This window comes from Hymenobacter negativus (genome assembly GCF_017571495.1).
Lineage (GTDB): Bacteria > Bacteroidota > Bacteroidia > Cytophagales > Hymenobacteraceae > Hymenobacter > Hymenobacter negativus.
The window spans coordinates 148,641-166,413 of record NZ_JAGETZ010000006.1; the positions used below are offsets into that span (position 1 = coordinate 148,641).

Here is a 17,773-nt window from a genome sequence, read left to right on the forward strand (position 1 = left end):
ATGTACGAGTTTCAGAACCTGACTTACAAAATCGGCTCGAAGACCCTGCTGCAACGGGTTTCGGGCCAGGCCCGTCCCGGCGAAATTCTGGCCGTGGTGGGAGCCAACGGGGCGGGCAAATCTACCCTGCTGCGCCTGCTCAGCGGCGACCTCAAGCCCAGCGGCGGCGAGTTGCTGTTTGGTGGCGGTCCGCTGGCCAAATGGCCCGCTGCTGGGCTGGCGCGGCGGCGGGCGGTGCTCGCCCAGCAGCACACACTGGCACTGGCGTTCCAGGTGCGTGAGCTGGTGCTGCTGGGCCGCTACCCGCACTTCGGCGGCGAGCCCACCGCCCATGACCAGGCCGTGGTTGCCGCTGCCCTGGCCGCCGTAGGTCTCTCACACTTAGCCGAGCGCAGCTACCCTACGCTCTCGGGGGGCGAGCAGCAGCGGGCCCAACTGGCCCGCGTACTGGCCCAGGTGTGGGAGGCCGAAGCCGGCTTCCTCCTGCTCGATGAGCCGCTCACCGGTCTCGACCTCGCCCACCAGCACCACACCCTGGAAGTGGCCCGCGACTTGGCTCGCCAGCGCGGCTTCGGCGTCATCACCGTGCTGCACGACCTGAACTTAGCCGCCCAGTATGCCGACCAAATGCTGCTGCTGCGCCAGGGCCAGGCCGTGGCCTATGGCCCCGTTACTGAGGTGCTCACCTGCGAAAACATCCACACCGGCTTCGGCCTCGAAGTCGAGCTACTGGCCCATCCCCGGTTGGGCTGCCCGCTCATCGTGCCCTGCCTGCGCCAAGCTGCCGTAGCGTGGACACTGTGAGTCCGCGTTTTGTCGCAACGCGGCCAATAAGGATTTTGCTGCACAACCGCGCGAATAGCTATTACATCGTTTGCCGCGTTGCGGTGAAATGCGAACTCACAGCGTCCACGCTCCATTTTCAATATAACCCCTTCTTCGCCATGACTCCTGAAACCCTCGTCCCCGACCTCGCTGCCCGCTGGGCCGACTACAAAGAAGCCAACCCCAAAGCCCGCATCCGCGACGCCGCCAAGGCGCTCCAGTCCAGCGAAGCCGAGCTGCTGGCCACTCAAATAACTGGGGCCGATGATTCGCTCGTGGTGCTGCTCACCGGCGACTTCCGCGAGCTACTGAAAGAGGTGCCCACCCTGGGCCACGTCATGGCCCTCACCCGCCACGACAGCGTGGTGCACGAGCGCAAGGGTACCTACCACGACATCTCGTTTCAGGGCCCGATGGGCCTGGTGCTGGGCGAAGACATCGACTTGCGCCTGTTCATGATGCACTGGCAGTTCGGCTTTGCCGTGAGCGAGAATAGCCGCCGCAGCCTCCAGTTTTTCGCCGCCGATGGCGAGGCCCTGCACAAAATCTACCTTACCGAAACCAGCAACGCCGCGGCCTACGACGCCCTGGTAGACCGCTACCGCTCCGCTGAGCAGCCCACCACGCTCACCATCGTGCCCACGCCCGCCGAAAAAGAAGAAGCGCCTGACAATAGCATCGATGTGGCCGGTTTCCAGGCGGCTTGGCGCGGCTTGCAGGATACCCACGCCTTCTTCGGCCTGCTCCGCCAATTTGGTGTGAGCCGCACCCAGGCCCTGCGCCTCGGCCCGCCCGAGCTGCTGCGCAAAGTGGCGAATGATGCCATCGAACGGGCCCTGCGCGCTGCCTCGGCTCAGGAGCAAGGCGTGATGATTTTCGTAGCCAGCCGCGGCTGCATCCAGATTCACACCGGCCTCACCCAGCGCATCGTGCCTACTGGCCCTTGGATTAACGTGCTCGACCCTGAGTTCAACCTCCACCTCAAAGCCGAAGACGTGGCCGAAAGCTGGGTGGTGCAAAAACCCACCGCCGACGGCGTGGTAACCTCCCTCGAACTGTTCGATAACCAGGGCCGCAACCTGCTTCTGATGTTCGGCAAGCGCAAGCCCGGCATCCCCGAGCAGGACTCGTGGCGCGAACTGGTGGCCGCGCTTTAGGAAATGCTGAGGGTTGAGTTTTAAGGGTTGAATGACGCATGATTAAAAGCGTTGGCACCTAAAACCCAACCCTCACATTCAACCCTCAACCCTAAAAACTCAACCCTGCAATGTGCCGCTACCTGCACCACAACGACCTGGGCTGCATTTCGCGCTGTTCCACTGGCTGCTGCCTGCATCTATATTTCGGCAATGTAGCACTGTGCCTGAAGCAAGACGAACTGCCCGGATGGCGCGCGGCCGTGGCCACGCTATACGAAAGGCACGCCATTGGCCTGCCCGACCCGCTAGCCCGCTGCATCACCCTGCCCGGTCCGGTGAGCTACCAGGCGTTTGTCTTCAACCTCGAAGAAGTATTTCAGCTGCATGATTTGCTGATGAGCGCCAGCTTGCTGCTGGAAGCCGAAGCCCTGCTGACCAGGGCTGCCAGCCAGGACTAAGCGGTTGGCTTGGATTCGTAAATGGTCGTTCCGCTGGCGGGGCGGCCATTTTTGCTGCTGCTTTCTTTCTTGCTGGCGGGCTTAGTGGTAGCAATCAGAATGGCGCCGGCCACCATCAGGCCCGCGCCCAGCAGCACCTGCCACGTCAGTTTCTCTTTTAGAAAAAACGCCGCCAGCAGCACCGAGAATATCAAGGCCGTGTTGGTGAGCGGCGATACCCGCGAGGCATCGCCGAGCGACAGCGCCCGAAACGAAAGCAGCGACGAGGCGGCCGTGAGCACACCCGCCGCTAGTAGGAAAACCCAGCTCTTGCGGTCAATCTTACCGATTTCGGGCAGCAGGCCCTGCCACAGCACCGTGCCCCAAGACACCAGAATTATCAGCACAGCTTGAATGGCAAAGGCCAGGCTGGGCGGCACATTTTTAATCCCGGCTTTCGACAACGTGACAACCGTGGCCGATACCACGGCCGCCAACAGGGCAAATACTATCCACATGCGAACGGGAAAACACCCGCCGGCTGTGGCGGATACGTGTGCTTTCCCATACGGACCCCGGCGGGGTGAGTTCAGCCTATCAGCGCGATACCACTTTGAATTCGGTGCGACGATTGAGCTGGCGGCCCGCCTCAGTGGTGTTGGAAGCCAGCGGCACCGTGCCGCCGTAGCCGGTGGCCGTGAGGCGGTCGGGCTTGACCTTATGCTCGATGAGGTAGGTCATGATGGCCTGCACGCGGCGCTGGCTCAGGTCCTGATTGGCGGCGGGCTCGCCGGAGTTATCGGTGTGGCCAGCCAGGTGCAGCTTTAGCTTAGGCGAGTCGGCCAGCAGACGCACGAGGCGGTCCAGCTCGGCGGTGCTTTCGGGGCGCAGGTTGGCCTTGCCGGGGTCAAAAAACACGTTGTTGAGCACGATGTTGGAGCCGGGTTCTGGCTTCTGCAGCCGGATATCGCGCTTGTTTTCGGCGTAGCCGGTGGCCGGCGGCAGGTTCACGTTTTCGGAGTGGGGCAGGTAGCCCTCGGTGCTCACCACCAGCCCATAGTTGGTGCCCGACGGGAAGCTGAGCAGGTATTTACCGTTTGGCGTGGTCAGAAACGAGCCCAGTACCTGGCCATTGGCATTGTCGATTACCTCCAGCCGGGCCGGGACGGGCTGCTGGTTGGCAATGTCGGTCACGGTGCCCTTCAGGAGCGTTACGGCTGGGGTGATGACCGGCACGGCCAGCGTGGCCCGGGCCTGGCGCACCACGCGCGGGCGCGAGGCCAGCAGCCGGTCTTCGTGGTTGATGACGACCTGCTTCTCGGCCCCCAAAAAGGTGATGCGGTAAAGGTCTTGTCCGCCTAACCCACCGGGCCGGTCGCTGGCAAAGTAGCCGTAGCGCCCCGAGGCCATGGTCACCAGAGACATGTCATCATTCGGGCTATTGATGGGCGAGCCCAGGTTCTCGGGCGTGCTCCACTTGCCATTCTCATACACCGACCTGAATAGGTCAAACCCGCCCATGGTGCTGTGCCCCTGCGAGGAGAAAATCAGCGTTTTGCCATCAGGCTGCATGAATACCCCTTCCTCATCAAACGGCGTGTTGATGGCTGCGCCTAGGTTCACGGCCGGCGTCTTTCCATCGATTTCGGCCTTATAAATGTCTTTGCCGCCCAGGCTGCCCTCTGGCTTGTCGCTCACAAAAAACACGTAGCGCCCATCGGGCGAGAACGTAGCCGATGTTTCGCGGTACTTGGTGTTGATGTGCGAGCCCAGCGGGTGCGGCTTGCTCCAGCCCGTGGCCGAAAGGCGGGTTTCGCTCAGGTCGCCGTCGTTGCCGTCGGCGTGCAGCAGCATGCGCTGCCCGTCCACCGATACGGCCACCGCCACGTCGGCCCCGTTGGTGTTCACCGGCGCATTGAGGACGCGGGCCGGGCCCCAGGCCGCGCCGCTGCCCGTGGCCATGTAGATGTCATCGGCAAAGCCGCGCCCGGTGCTGGCTTTGGTGCCGCCCATGGCCCCGGCCCGGCGCGAGGTCAGAATCAGCATCGACTCATCGGCCAGCACCTGCGGGCTATGGTCGTCTTCCGGCGAGTTCACAGTAGGGCCCAGGTTATCCACAAACATGCGCACTGGGCGCTGCGTCAGCTGCTGGCCCACCCTGCACTCGGCCAGCCGGCGCCCTACTTCGGCGGCAGCGGCATCGGCGGGAGCCTGGCCTTTCTTGGCGGTCACTGCCGCCGCAGCTATTGGCTTGGCACGTTCAAATTCCTTGAGTGCTTCGGCCCAGCGGGAGCTCAGCTGGTATGCGCGGCCCAACACGTAATGCGCGCGCGGCGCGCGGGAGCCGGTTTCCAGCTCGGCAGCTTTTTGCAGAAAGGGCAGAGCCGTGGGCACGTCGCCGGCGTTCAGGTAGCAGTCGCCCACGCGCATATTCAGAGCCCCGTTGTTGGGGTTTATTTTTTGGGCCTCTAGGAAGAGCGGCAGCGCGGCGGCGTAGCGCGGCGGCGCGGCAGTGTATTCTTCCTCGCCGTTGCGCAGGGCTTTTTGCGCAATTTTTAGCAGCTCTTTATTGGGAATATGGGCGGCATCAAAGGGCACATTCTGGCCATGAGCCAGCTGGAGCACCCCCGCGAATAGGCTCGTCAGGAGCAAGGAGCGTACAGGAAAAGCCATACGGATATAGCAGGTAATAAGCAGGAAATTAAGTTTTCGTCGTCGGAGAGTCCGCCGGTTAAGGTTTGGAAGTTGCCTGCGCGTTGTCGGCTTCGGGCGTCGAAATCATCGGCGGTGGGGCCGCGCAGCCCGAAATAGTCGCGTAGCTGCTGCCGGCTTCAATGCCCAGCTCCGCCGACTTCCGCCAGTCCTGGCAGGCTTCTTCGGGCTTGCGCAGCATTTCGCGGGCGTGGCCCCGGTTCAGGTACGCCTCGGCATACTTGGCTTCGAGCGTGATGGCCTGCGTGGCATCCACTTCGGCCTTGGCGTATTCCTCCAGCTTCAGGTTGGCTGCGGCGCGGTTGTTCCAAGCCAGCGCATACTTGGCATCCAGCAAAATGGCCTGCGTAAAATCGGCCACTGCGCCTTTGAAATCCTGGTTATCAAAGCGGGCGCTGCCCCGGTTGGCAAAGGCCAGCGCGTCATCGGTCTTGGCTTTAAGATAGGTGTCGTAATCGTGTAGCGCTTGGGGCATCTGTCCCACGCGGCGCTCGGCGGCGGCCCGGTTGAGCAGTGCCGATAGCAGTGTGGGCTGCAAGGCCAGCGCTGCGGTGAAATCAATGACTGCCTCGGGGTAATTGCCCAGCTGCAGGTTGGCACAGCCCCGGTCATGGTGGGCCAGCGCATCCTTCTGGTCGGCCTTGAGGGCTCCGTCGAAGTCCTCGCGGGCGGCCTGGTATTCACCCCGCTCAAAGCGCAGCAGGCCCCGCCGGTACCACGCCGCCCCAAAACTGCTGCCGCCCTTTATGGCCTCAGCATAGTCCTTTTCGGCTTCGGCAGGCTGGCTATTGGCCTCGTAAACCTGCGCCCGGCCCAAGTAGCTGGTGTAGTCGGTGGGCGCCAGCTTAATAGCCTCGGTATAGTCGGCCAGCGCGGGCGCGTATTCCTTTAGTTCGAAGTGCGTGGCAGCCCGCGAAGCAAAAGGCGGCGCGTAGTCGGCCTTGGCCGCGATGGCCGCCGTGAAGCTAGTCATGGCCGCCGCAAAATCCTTACTCTGAAAGCTGGTCAGGCCGGCCTGGTACGCTTGTTCAGCAATCTGGGCGGGCGTCAGCACCTGCACGGTGTCGGTCAAGGCCACGCCGCGGGCAGTATCAGCGGGCAGGGCCTGGGTTGGGGCTGGCATCGCTGCTGCCGCCTTACCAGTTACCGGAGCGGCCGGTGCTTTGGCTGGCACGGCCCGCACTGGCGTGGCCTTTGGTGCCACTGGCTTCTTTGCCGGGGCCGCCACCCTGGCTTGCGCCCACGCCGACTGCGCCTGCAAGCCAGCCAGCAGTGCCGCAAGGAAGAATGAATAGCGTAGAACGTTTCCCATATAAAACATTAAAAAGTGACGGAGGGGAACGAAGATATCGCTTTTTTAAATTATTAAAAAAGATATTAAAGCTATTTAATGCGATTCATTTAAAATTTGCTGGTCAAACGGTTGCTTTGGTAAATAGACAGTTTTGGACTGCCGAAATGCCCGTTAGCGGCCCAAGCCTTATTCCAATCAGTCAGGCGCAAAAAAAGACCTTACTCGATGGAGCAAGGTCTTTTTTAAGTGGAGAAAACGAAGAAGGTGGCGTCGCTAGTTAGCCACCTCACTGATGAACTTAATTCGGACCAGTCGGAGCTCTTCTTCAGTGAACTCATCACCCAACTCTTTCATAGCTGCGGCAATGTTGTCGGTGCTGGCCGACATGAAGTAATCGTAAATTTCCTCCTGGCGGTCTTCCTCCACCATCTCGTTGAGGTAGTAGTCGATGTTCAGGCGGGTGCCGGAGTAGCAGATGTGTTCAATCTCCTCCATCAGCTCCGTCATCGTAATGCCTTTCGAGGAAGCAATGTCCTCCAGCATCATCTTCTTGTCAATCTGCTGGATAACGTAAATCTTGATTTTCGAACGGTTCACGGCTGACTTCACCACTACGTCCTCCGCGGTTTCGATGTCGTTGTCTTCCACGTACTTCTTGATGGCGGCCACGAAGGGCGCCCCAAACTTCTGCGCCTTGCCCTGTCCCACGCCCGACACGTGCGTGAGGTCGTGCAGCGTGGTGGGGTAGGTGGTGGCCATCTCCTTCAGACTTGGGTCCTGGAAGAGGACGTAGGGCGGCAGGTTCTTCTGCTTGGCCACCTGCTTGCGCAACTCTTTCAGCTGGGCAAACAGCGCTTCGTCGTGGCCGGCGGCGTGCTGCACTTCCTCCTTTTCCTCGTCGGCCTTCTGCTCCTCGTCGAAGTTGTGGTCGCGGGTGAGGGTGATGGAGCGCGGGTTTTCAATGAAATCAATGCCCTTGTCGGTGATGCGCACCAGGCCCAGGCTATCGATGTCCTTTTCCAAAAAGCCGTTGAGCAGGCACTGGCGCAGCACCGAGTGCCAGAACTGCGCGTCGCCCAACTCCTTACCCTGGCCGTACACTGGCAGTGCGTTGTGCGCGTAGCTCTCAATGTGCGGGTTGCTCAACCCCAATAGCACCTGCCCAATGTGCGTAAGATTGAAGCGGGCCTCCGTCTGCACCACGGCGCGCAGGGCCAGGCCTACCGCCGCCTCGCCCTCAAACCGCTCCTTGGGGTGCTTGCAGTTGTCGCAGAAGCCGCAGTCCTTGTCCAGTTGCTCACCGAAGTAGTGCAGCAGTTGCCGGCGGCGGCACACGGCGCTTTCGGCATAATTGGTCATTTCGGCCAGCAACTGGTGGGCATTGTCGCGCTCGGTCACCGGCTTGTCCTTGCTAAATTTTTCCAGCTTCAGAATGTCGTCGTAGCTGTAGAACATCAGGCAGTTGCCTTCCAGACCGTCGCGGCCACCGCGGCCGGTTTCCTGGTAGTAGCCCTCAATGGATTTGGGCGCATCGTAGTGCACCACGAAGCGCACGTCCGGTTTATCGATGCCCATGCCGAAGGCGATGGTGGCCACAATCACGTCGCACTCCTCGTTGAGGAAAGCATCCTGGTTGTCGATGCGTACCTGCTGGTCGAGGCCGGCGTGGTAGGGGCGGGCGCGCACGTCGTTCACGCGCAGCAACTCGGCAATTTCCTCCACCTTCTTGCGGCTCAGGCAGTAGATGATGCCGGCTTTGCCCTTGTGCTGCTTCACGTACTGAATCAGCTGCTTTTTGGTGTTGTGCTTAGCGCGCACCTCGTAATAGAGGTTGGTGCGGTTGAAGCTGGTTTTAAACACGCTGGCGTCGTCCATGTGCAGGTTTTTCTGGATATCCAGCTGCACTTTGGGCGTGGCCGTGGCCGTGAGGGCGATGATGGGCACGTTGCCGCCCAGGTTATCAATAATGCCGCGAATCTTGCGGTACTCGGGCCGGAAGTCATGGCCCCATTCCGAAATGCAGTGGGCCTCGTCGATTGCTACGAAGCTGATGGTGCTTTTCAGCAGGAAATCGATGGTGTCGTCCTTCGTGAGGCTTTCCGGAGCTACGTAGAGCAGACGAACTTCGCCGCTCATGACGTCCTTTTTCACACGGTTCATTTCGCTTTTGGTCAGCGTCGAATTGTACACCTGCGCATTCACCCCGAAGGCTCCGAGCTGGTCGACCTGATTTTTCATCAGGGCAATGAGGGGCGAAATAACAATGGCTGTGCCCGGCCGCACCAGGGCTGGCAGTTGGTAGCACAAGCTTTTGCCGGCACCAGTGGGCATAATCACAAAGGTGTTGTGCCCCGCCAATACATTTTGAATAACAGCCTCTTGCGTGCCCCGAAACTGGCCGTAGCCGAATACTTCTTTAAGTGTATGTTTCAAGTCGGCGCTAATGGCCGGGGCATCTTGAAGGGCAATAGATGACATAGTTAGAAAGCTCTGGTGAAAGGCATACCAATGCGCGGTTCATAACGAAGATAAGCAATAGCCAATATTCTCAGCATGAAAAATGTTGTTTTTCGTGAATTGTGGAAAACAATTTATTCATATTAACATCGCGCTTCGCGGGCACACCGGTTGCGGAGCAGAAAGCTGCCGGGCCATTACGCCAAGATGTCCCGATTGGCTTTTTATACAAGTAGCAGCGGACTAGACGGCACAATCACTTGTGTGCTCTGTATTGGCGAGCTAATATGCCGGTGGCACTCGTTTTTGCGGCTTTGCGTTGGGGGAGCTTCTTTCCCCCAATTTTGCAATAACATTCCGCGTATTGCCCATGCCTGTTTCCATTCCCTTCGAAAACCCGTCGGCCACCGCCGTTGATGTGCTGGCCGTTGCCCGGCAGGTATTGTACGAGGAGGCCGCCGCCCTGCACGACGTGGCCACGGCCCTCGCGTCCACGCCCGACTTTGCCAATTGCGTGCAGGCCATTCTGCAGTTGAAGGGCCGGGTAGTAGTGACGGGCATTGGCAAAAGCGCCCACGTAGCGGGCAAAATCGTGGCCACCCTCAACAGCACGGGCACGCCGGCCTTGTTTATGCACGCCGCCGATGCCATCCACGGCGACCTGGGCATGATTCAGCCCGAGGATTTCGTCATTGCCATCAGCAAGAGCGGCGACACGCCCGAAATCAAGGTACTGGTGCCGCTGCTGCGCCGCAAGGGTGTGCCGCTGGCCGCGCTGGTGAGCAACGCCGATTCGTACTTGGGGCAGCAGGCCACCTATATTCTGCACGCCCCGGTAACCAAGGAGGCCTGCCCCAACAATCTGGCCCCCACCACTAGCACCACGGCGGCCCTGGCTCTGGGCGACGCGTTGGCCGTGTGCCTGCTCGAAAGCCGCCAGTTCACTGCTGCTGATTTTGCCCGATTGCACCCCGGCGGCACCCTGGGCAAGCGCCTCTACCTGAAAGTGGGTGACCTTAGCCGCCAGAACCAACGGCCTCAGGTGCTCGAGGATGCGCCCTTGAAGGAGGTGCTGCTGGAAATCTCGGGCAAGCGCCTTGGCGCTACCGCCGTGCTGGATGCGACGGGCCAGCTGGCTGGCATCATCACCGATGGTGACCTGCGCCGTATGCTGGGCAGCTTCTCAGACCTGGAGCGACTCACGGCTCGTGACATTCTCACGCCCCGCCCGGCTACCATCGACATCGAGGATTTTGCTGCCGAAGCTCTGGCCCGCATGCAGCAGCGCAACATCACGCAGCTAGTCGTGACCCAGGATGGAGCGTTCAATGGCTTTATTCACCTGCACGACTTGCTGCGCGAAGGCTTGGTGTAGGTTTTAGGACAAGCGGGCGGGCGGGTGTGAGGGCCGGAACGGAGGGATTTGCTCCGTTTTTTAGGTGCAACTTTGCATGCCGTTTAACTTTAAGGTTATTCCGAGGTTTGCGCAGTGATTTTCCGCCCTCGTACCCGCCTACCCTTTTACCCTCATACCCTTTGACCAGCACCTATCTCATCGTAATGGCCGGCGGCATTGGCAGCCGGTTCTGGCCCTTTAGCCGCACGCATCATCCCAAGCAGTTTCACGATGTGCTGGGCGTGGGCCGGTCGATGCTTCAGCTCACCGTGGACCGCTTTGAAGGCATTTGCCCGCTGGAAAATGTGTTTGTGGTCACCAACCGCGACTATATGGAGTTGGTGCAGGAACACCTGCCGATGCTGCCGCCCGACCAGATTCTGGGCGAACCCATTGGCCGCAATACGGCACCTTGCATTGCCTACGCCAGCTACCGCATTGCCCAGCGCGACCCCAAGGCTACCATCATTGTAACTCCGGCCGACCACGCCGTGCTGCGCGACGATGAGTTCCGCCGCCTCATCCGCCAGGCCGTGGATGCTGCCCGCGCCAACGACGTCCTGATTACGCTCGGCATTCAGCCCTCGCGGCCCGATACCGGCTATGGCTATATCCAGTTTATGGACGAGCAGAGCCTGCCCGGCGGCCAGCTGCACAAGGTGAAAACCTTCACGGAGAAGCCCAACCTGGAGTTGGCCCGCATGTTTATCGACAGCGGCGACTTCCTGTGGAATTCCGGCCTGTTTGTGTGGCGCGCCGATGTTATTATCAATGCCTTCCACCACTACCTGAGCGATATCGCCGAGGTGTTTGAAGAAGGGGCCAACCTGCTGGGTACGCCCCAGGAAGAAGAGTTTATTGGCCAGGCCTATTCCCGCTGCCGCAACATCAGCATCGATTACGGCGTGATGGAAAAGGCCGATAACGTGTACGTGCTGCCCGCCGATTTCGGCTGGAGCGACGTAGGCACCTGGGACTCGCTGCACCGCATTGGCCGGCACGATGAGAACGACAACATGGTGAGCGGCGACGTGCTGCTGTACGATACCACCGGCTGCGTCATCAAAACGCCCGCCGAGCGCCTGGTGGTAGTACAGGGCCTAGAAGACTACATCGTAGCTGAATACGACAACGTGCTGCTCATCTGCAAGCGTAGTGAAGAGCAGCGCGTGAAGGAGTTTGTGGCCGACGTGAAGGCCAAGAAAGGCGCTGGGTACAACTAATTTTCAATAAATCAACGATGTTCATGAAGCTCCTAACCGCTTCTTTTGGTGCTGGCATAGGTTTGCTTCTCCTGACTGGCAGCGCCCCACCGCGGCCAGCCACTCTCTGTCGGGCCGGCGAAACCAGCGTGTTTTCGTTCGTGACCAAAGGCGGTAAAACAGCCTGTCTTTGCGAGGGCCCCAAGCAGGCGTATCTGGCGTATCGTTTCGGTACGGCCACCCAGGTTGAGTTGCAATACCCGGCCGTGCTGGACCGCAGCAGCTGGAAGAAGTTCACGTACGCCTTCTACTTGCGAGGCGGCGGAATTTCCAATGCAGGACTCGACATCAACGAGCTTCGGTTCACCAATGGTGGAGTAAAATACCGGCTCTACCAAAACTATAGTGCCGAGCAGGAAGAGGATAAAGGTAACGACGTTGGCATTGAGGCAATTGTGAACGGAAAAGCAACTCAAATAGGCGCTAGAGTCGGAACCGTGAAAGGCAACATCATAGGATTTCGAGATAACACCAAGGTTACCAAAGGCGAGCTTGAATAAGCAGCTATTCGCGTTAACAGAACTTCCAAAAGTAATCAAAGCAGAAGCCCAACCGACCCATTATCAATGGGCTGGTTGGGCTTCTGCTTTGGTATTAATTTGAATTTATTCTGCGCTCACCCGCTGACGGGCCACCTCAAACAGCATGATGCCAGCGGCTACGCCCACATTCAGGCTTTGAATCTGGCCGGTCATGGGCACTTTGAGCTTCACATCGGCCAGGTTTAGGAGGTCGGGCGAGATGCCGTCTTCCTCCGAGCCCATAAGCACGGCCACCGGACCGCTGAAATCAATTTCGGCTGAACCCACAGCTTCTTCCGCTTTTTCAGTACAGGCTACTACCATGATGCCCGACTGCTGGAGGAAGCGGATGGTTTCGTGCAGGCTGACCTCGCGGCACACCGGCAGGATGTTGAGCGCGCCGGCCGAGGTTTTCAAGGCGTCGCCGTTGATTTGGGCAGCACCACGGCTGGGCACCACAATGGCTTGCACGCCCAAGCATTCGGCCGTGCGGGCGATAGCGCCGAAGTTGCGCACATCGGTAATACGGTCGAGGAGCAGTAGGAAGGGCACTTTGCCTTCCTCAAACAGGCCCGACACGATGTTATCGAGCGGCGCGTAATCAATGGGCGAAACAAAGGCAACTGCGCCTTGGTGGTTCTTGCGCGTCAGGTTGTCGAGCTTCTCCACCGGCACCATCTGCACCTGGATGCCGGCTTCGCGAGCGGCCGTAGAGATGTCCGTGACGAGGCTGTTTTTGGTGCCGCGCAGCAGGAATATTTTCTCCAGCGTGCGGCCCGCGCTCAATGCCTCTAGAATAGGGCGCAGGCCAAACAGCATGTCGATGCTGGAAGCCTGGGCCGGGCGGTTTTCGTAGCGGGGCCGGTCGGAGCCGCCTTCGCGCTCACGGTAGGGCGGGCGGCTTTCACCGCGCTCGGGGCGCGGGCCACGGCCTGCAGGCGCGTCGTCCTGGTTGTCGGAGCCACCACGGCCACGGGGGCGGGCGGGGCGGTCGTCAAACTCGCTGCCGCCACGGTCGGGGCGGAACTGTTTGGGCGTGACGGGGCGATTGGCGCCGTCATAGAAGCGGCGGCCGGCTACCGGGCGGGCAGGTCGCTGGGGACGTTCGGGCCGGTCAGGGCGGTCGTTGGGGTTCTCCATTTTTCAACGGCGGCATACCAGAGCATTTCGTACTCGGGCCGGCGCACCAATTCGTAGTAATCAGGGGCAAAGGTACTCGGCCGGGGCCGGAAGGTGTAGGTAATGGGGCCGCCATCAATTCCTCCATCAGGATAAAACCATCGTTCTTCCCCACTAAACAGCCGCCGGACGCTGGGTGGCGGCCCCAGCACTACGTACAATAGTCCTTTATCGGTAAGCCAGCCAGCCTTGTGAGCGGCAAAGAGGCGGTTGGCAGTTGTGACGCGGCCGTAGTAGCGCCGAATGAGGTCTTTGCCCAGGCGCTGGTTGCCTTGGGCAATGTCGAGCCAGAACCTATCCACGGCCCGCTTGTGGTCACGGGTGTTGGTAATGCGCTTGCGCTCCTCGCTGGTGGTGATGTAGCGCAGTGGCTCAATTAGTTCCGATGCAGTGGTGAGGGCGGGGTAGGCATTGTCGGCCACCAGTACGGCCAGCGTGCGCAAGGGCATGCCGCCCGTGCCGCCCACGCGCAGAGCATACAAGCCCGCTTCGCGCAGACGCAACGGCTCGCCGGGCTGGGTAGTGGCTGAGTCGAGTAGGGGCAGGGTGCGCGGGCCAGCGGGCATAGCGGCCGGATTGGTCATGGGGGGCAGGGCAGGAGTGGGCGTCACGGCGTAGCGCTTCCAGCGCACGGGCTGCATCAGGCCGAAGCTTTCCACGCCAAAGGCTTCATTGGCCTGCACATAGCGCCGCAGCAGGGGTTGCCCGGTCGAATCGGTGAGCACGAACGGGCGGGCGAGTACGGCCTCGGTCAGGCGCAGCCAAGTGGTAGTGCTGGGTTCCTGGTAGTCGTCTTTAGCGTCGGCAGGGGCGGTGGTGAGCTGCAAAATGGCCCCGGCTGGCACGCGGGCAGTGGCAATGCAAAAACTCAGGCGCATGTCGCCACCCGCCACAGGGCGCGGGTGCTGCTGGCGGCGCGGAATGCTGTCCTGCCACAGCGGCATTTTGGCTTCGTAGCTGGGCCAGGCGGTGAGGCGCAGCGTGTGGCCCGGTCCCAAGCGGGCAGGTGACGGCAAGCGCAGGTAGAGGCGCAGGCTGTCGCCCTCGCGGCGGGTGTCCACCTCCAAGTGCGGGCCGTCGCGGTAAAGGCCGGCGAAGTCGGGGCGCGGGGCCAGCGGGGCGAAGGCCATGAGCACAAAAACGACTAATAGAAGCGAACGAACCTGCATAGATTAAAGCTACGGGAAAACAGATAGGAAGGCTAATGAAAGCCAAACGGTGACGGCCCGCAACCAGTCAGGCTATCCTCAGCTGATGGCAACTGTGGCCCGCAACTGCCAATAGCCGAGGGTTCCTAATCAAGTCGCAGCCCGAAAGTAGCCGCGTCACCAAGTGTCAATGGCAGTTACAGCTCTCAACTGGCAATGGAACCTACTGTCCGGGTAGTTGAGCGTCTCGGCTGCCATTGGCACCACTTGCCTAAGGTCATTGAGAAGCTCAGCCGCTTTCTAAACGAAAAGGCCGGTCCGCACATTGCGAACCGGCCTTTTGCTGGTTGAAAATCACCCAATTATTTCCTAGCGTGGGTAGTACTGGCTCATCAGGGTATAAGCCTTCTGGCTGCGGGCCGTGTCACCGGCCAGCTCGGCGGCGCGGTATACGCTTTGCAGGCCCAGCAAATAGCCGCGCATATCGTCCTCGAAGAGGCTGCCATCGGGCTTGGTGCTGTAGTAGGCCAGCATCTGCTCCGAGCGCTGCGTCATGGTATCGAGCAGTTGGTCGGCTTTCTTCTTCTCGCCGCCGGCTACCAAAGCGGGCACCAGCTGCGGCGAGTAGTAGTCGTAGGGAATGGCAGCATCTGGCATTAGCTCCAAACACTTGTTGGCTATTTCCTTGGCTTTGGCTACGTTGCCGGCGGCCATGTAGGCATTGGCTAAGCGGGCAAACTTGTCGCGGTAGTTGGCCGGGAAACGCAGGTTGTTTTCGTCGTAGAAAATGTGCGGGTTTTGCAGGCCGCGGTAGCTGAAGTCCTTCAGCAAACGCTGCTCGGTGAGTGCTTTTTCCACGTAACCTTCGTCGCCACTACGCGGGTCGTAGTTCGAGTCTTTCAGGGGCAGCAGGCGGTAGGCCATGCCCTCCAGCTGGAAGTAGGGCTGCAGGTTCATGTAGTCGGAAGGCGCCACGGTGCTGCTGAAGTAGATGGGCCGCTTCCAGTTGTTGGTCGCAATCATGTCCAGAATCACCAGGTTTTTCTTCTCGATGGCGCGCTTGCCCATGCTCCACTCCATCTTGCTTACCAGCTGCTTTTCCCGGTCTTTGGGAATGATGTTCAGGTTTTTCACGGCCACAGTATCAATCGGCAGGAAGAAGTTGGGGGTCGGGAAGCTCATCATGCTCGGGCCGCCTTCCTGGTACTGTACCTGCAGCAGCGGGTTGTTGTCCTTCACCAGCGCGATGAACTCCTTGAGGTTCACGCTCGGTACAGCCGGGTTGGCGGCGAAGGGCAGCATGTCATTGGTACCTTGGGCATAGGCCTCGGCAGGCATCGAGATGGGGAAGCCCTCCGAGAGGTAGGAGCGGCGCTTCATCTGGGCGATGTACCAGTCGGTATTCAGGTACGAGAGCACGGCCACGCGCACATCGGTTCGCACGCCTTCCACCTCCTGCGCGTACCAGAGCGGGAAGGTGTCGTTGTCGCCGTTGGTGAACAGAATGGCGTTTTTCTCGCAGCTATTGAGCAGGTTCTTGGCCGAGTCCACCGAGTTGTAGCGGTCAGAGCGGTTGTGGTCGTCCCAGCCCTGGGCCACCATAATGCCCGGCACCAGCAGACCGGCCAGCAAGGCCACCCCGGCGCGCACGCCGTCGGCTTTCACCACCTTGCCCAGCAGCTCGGCCACGCCCAGCACGCCCAGGCCTATCCAAATGGCAAAGGCGAAAGTGGCCCCCGTGAAGGTGTAGTCGCGCTCGCGCGGCTCGCGTGGCGGCTGGTTGAGGTAGAGCACAATGGCTAGGCCTGTCATCAGGAAGAGTAGGCCGGTCACCCAGGCGTCCTTGCTGTTGCGGCGGCTCTGAAAAAACAGGCCGATGAGACCCAGAATAAGCGGCAGTGCCAGGAAGTTGTTGTGCGCCGGGCTATCGCCGATGCGGGGCGGCAGCGTGCCTTTGCCGGGGCTAAACGGTGTCACCACGCCCGCCTGCTGAATGTCGGACTCCCGGCCCACGTAGTTCCACATGAAGTAGCGCCAGAACATGTGGCCCATCTGGTAGCGGAACAGGAAGCCCAGATTCTGGCCCATGGTGGGCTTCACGCCGTCCTGAATGTCGACCCATTTCTTGTAGTTGGCAATCTGGTCGGGCTCGTAGCTGTAGATGCGGGGCAGTAGCATTTTGTCCTCGTCGCGGTACACGGGCTCCTGCTGACGCGGCAGAATCTCCTTGTAGGTGCCGGTCTTCAGGTCGCGGGCGTAGCGTGGGGCACCCTGGGCGTAGTCCACCGGCTGGGCGTTGAACTGCGGGCCGTAGAGCAGCGGGCGCGAGCCGTACTGCTCCCGCTTGAGGTAGCTCACAAAGCTCAGCACATCCTCCGGGTCGTTCTCGTTGATGGTGGGCTGGAAGGAGCTGCGAATGGGTACAATCAGGTACGAGGAGTAGCCAATCAGGATGAACACGAAGCACAGCATGGCTGTGTTCAGCAGCTGGCTGCGGCGCTGGAACGACATCCGGAAACCGAACCAAATCAGCCCCACAAAAACAATCAGGAAAATAAACAGGCCCGAGTTGAAGGGTAATCCGATGGTGTTAATAAAGAACACCTCGAAGTTGCCGGCCAGCGTGGGCAGGCCTGGGATGATGCCTACCAGGATGGAGCCTACGATAATCATGCTCACCACCAGTACGATAATGCCGCCTTTCATCGTTGGGTTGGCTGTGCGGCGGTAGTAGTAGGTGAAGCCCAGGGCGGGCAGCGTGAGTAGGTTTAGCAAGTGCACCCCGATGCTGAGACCGATAACGTAGGCAATCAATACCAGCCATTTATCCGAGTCGGGCTCACTGGCGCGAGCTTCCCACTTCAGCATTATCCAAACCACGGCCGCAGTGCACAGCGCCGACATGGCGTACACCTCGCCCTCCACGGCATTGAACCAGAACGAATCGGAGAAGGCAAACGCCAGCGCCCCCACCACGCCCGCACTCAGAATGAGCAAGGTCTGAGCACCCGTCGGCTCAATGGCTTCGGCAGCCAGCGAGTACTCATTGGCCTCGCCGCGCAGCACCAGCTTGCGGGCCATGCGCGTGATAATCCAGAACAGGAACAGAACGGTAAAGGCGCTGCTCAAACCCGACAGGGCGTTTATAAGCACGGCCACCTTCGTCACGTCGCCAAACGAGAACAGCGAAAACAAGCGGCCCAGCAGCAGAAACGTGGGTGCCCCCGGAGGGTGCGGCACCAGCAGCTTGTAGGAGCAGGCAATGAACTCGCCGCAGTCCCAGAACGAGGCCGTGGGTTCCAGGGTGAGCAGGTAGGTAGCGGCGGCAATGGCAAACACCAGCCAGCCGACGAGGTTGTTCAGACTTTTAAAGGAACGCATAGAAACGGGTGAGACACGAGGG

General features: G+C 60.3%; 14 protein-coding genes. 7 read left to right on the forward strand and 7 right to left on the reverse strand.

Annotated elements, in window-relative coordinates; translation table 11 throughout:
* The 3 genes from J4E00_RS14700 to J4E00_RS14710 all read left to right on the forward strand — a co-directional run bounded on the left by J4E00_RS14700 (nt 1) and on the right by J4E00_RS14710 (nt 2,422).
* Nucleotides 1–804: a heme ABC transporter ATP-binding protein gene (locus tag J4E00_RS14700; protein ID WP_208175934.1), complete on the forward strand. Its 804-nt coding sequence runs from the start codon at nt 1–3 to the stop codon at nt 802–804.
* A 140-nt stretch (nt 805–944) separates the two neighbouring features.
* A complete protein-coding gene (locus J4E00_RS14705) occupies nt 945–1,982 on the forward strand; it encodes a hemin-degrading factor (RefSeq protein ID WP_208175935.1) in 1,038 nt (345 codons plus the stop codon).
* Nucleotides 1,983–2,092: 110 nt separating this feature from the next.
* Complete coding sequence (locus tag J4E00_RS14710; protein ID WP_208175936.1) at nt 2,093–2,422, forward strand: hypothetical protein; 330 nt, start codon at nt 2,093–2,095, stop codon at nt 2,420–2,422.
* Here the strand turns inward: J4E00_RS14710 and J4E00_RS14715 are convergent.
* The 3 genes from J4E00_RS14715 to J4E00_RS14725 form a co-directional block, all read right to left on the reverse strand.
* Complete coding sequence (locus J4E00_RS14715) at nt 2,419–2,919, reverse strand: EamA family transporter (protein ID WP_208175937.1); 501 nt, start codon at nt 2,917–2,919, stop codon at nt 2,419–2,421. The two genes, J4E00_RS14710 and J4E00_RS14715, sit on opposite strands and share 4 nt — an antisense overlap.
* 79 nt (nt 2,920–2,998) lie before the next feature.
* Complete coding sequence (locus J4E00_RS14720) at nt 2,999–5,074, reverse strand: OmpA family protein (protein ID WP_208175938.1); 2,076 nt, start codon at nt 5,072–5,074, stop codon at nt 2,999–3,001.
* Nucleotides 5,075–5,132: 58 nt separating this feature from the next.
* The gene (locus J4E00_RS14725; protein WP_208175939.1) at nt 5,133–6,425 is read right to left on the reverse strand and encodes a tetratricopeptide repeat protein; all 1,293 of its coding nucleotides are present in this window, start codon (nt 6,423–6,425) and stop codon (nt 5,133–5,135) included.
* Here J4E00_RS14725 and J4E00_RS14730 point away from each other — a divergent pair.
* The gene (locus tag J4E00_RS14730) at nt 6,401–6,688 is read left to right on the forward strand and encodes a hypothetical protein (protein WP_208175940.1); all 288 of its coding nucleotides are present in this window, start codon (nt 6,401–6,403) and stop codon (nt 6,686–6,688) included. The genes J4E00_RS14725 and J4E00_RS14730 overlap by 25 nt on opposite strands.
* On the opposite strand, the gene recQ is transcribed toward J4E00_RS14730, so the two are convergent.
* Entirely contained in the window at nt 6,681–8,885 is a 2,205-nt protein-coding gene (gene recQ, locus J4E00_RS14735) for a DNA helicase RecQ (protein WP_208175941.1), read from the reverse strand. The two genes, J4E00_RS14730 and recQ, sit on opposite strands and share 8 nt — an antisense overlap.
* Before the next feature lie 349 nt (nt 8,886–9,234).
* Between recQ and J4E00_RS14740 the strand changes: the two genes are divergently transcribed.
* The 3 genes from J4E00_RS14740 (at nt 9,235) to J4E00_RS14750 (ending at nt 12,022) form a co-directional block, all read left to right on the forward strand.
* Complete coding sequence (locus J4E00_RS14740) at nt 9,235–10,239, forward strand: SIS domain-containing protein (RefSeq protein ID WP_208175942.1); 1,005 nt, start codon at nt 9,235–9,237, stop codon at nt 10,237–10,239.
* A 161-nt stretch (nt 10,240–10,400) separates the two neighbouring features.
* Nucleotides 10,401–11,483, forward strand: coding sequence for a mannose-1-phosphate guanylyltransferase (locus tag J4E00_RS14745; RefSeq protein WP_236049803.1), 1,083 nt, complete (start codon nt 10,401–10,403; stop codon nt 11,481–11,483).
* A 23-nt stretch (nt 11,484–11,506) separates the two neighbouring features.
* Nucleotides 11,507–12,022 (forward strand): hypothetical protein, encoded by a 516-nt coding sequence (locus tag J4E00_RS14750; protein WP_208175943.1) that lies wholly within the window; start codon nt 11,507–11,509, stop codon nt 12,020–12,022.
* A gap of 105 nt (nt 12,023–12,127) precedes the next feature.
* Here the strand turns inward: J4E00_RS14750 and rlmB are convergent, their stop codons facing one another.
* The 3 genes from rlmB to J4E00_RS14765 all read right to left on the reverse strand — a co-directional run bounded on the left by rlmB (nt 12,128) and on the right by J4E00_RS14765 (nt 17,751).
* Nucleotides 12,128–13,183, reverse strand: coding sequence for a 23S rRNA (guanosine(2251)-2'-O)-methyltransferase RlmB (rlmB, locus tag J4E00_RS14755; protein ID WP_236049804.1), 1,056 nt, complete (start codon nt 13,181–13,183; stop codon nt 12,128–12,130).
* Complete coding sequence (locus J4E00_RS14760) at nt 13,120–14,391, reverse strand: GWxTD domain-containing protein (protein WP_208175944.1); 1,272 nt, start codon at nt 14,389–14,391, stop codon at nt 13,120–13,122. Before J4E00_RS14760 ends, rlmB begins: the two co-directional genes overlap by 64 nt.
* A 348-nt stretch (nt 14,392–14,739) precedes the next feature.
* Nucleotides 14,740–17,751 carry a DUF2723 domain-containing protein gene (locus J4E00_RS14765; protein WP_208175945.1) on the reverse strand — a complete coding sequence of 1,004 codons (3,012 nt, stop codon included), beginning with the start codon at nt 17,749–17,751 and terminating at the stop codon, nt 14,740–14,742.
* Nucleotides 17,752–17,773: the final 22 nt, after the last annotated feature.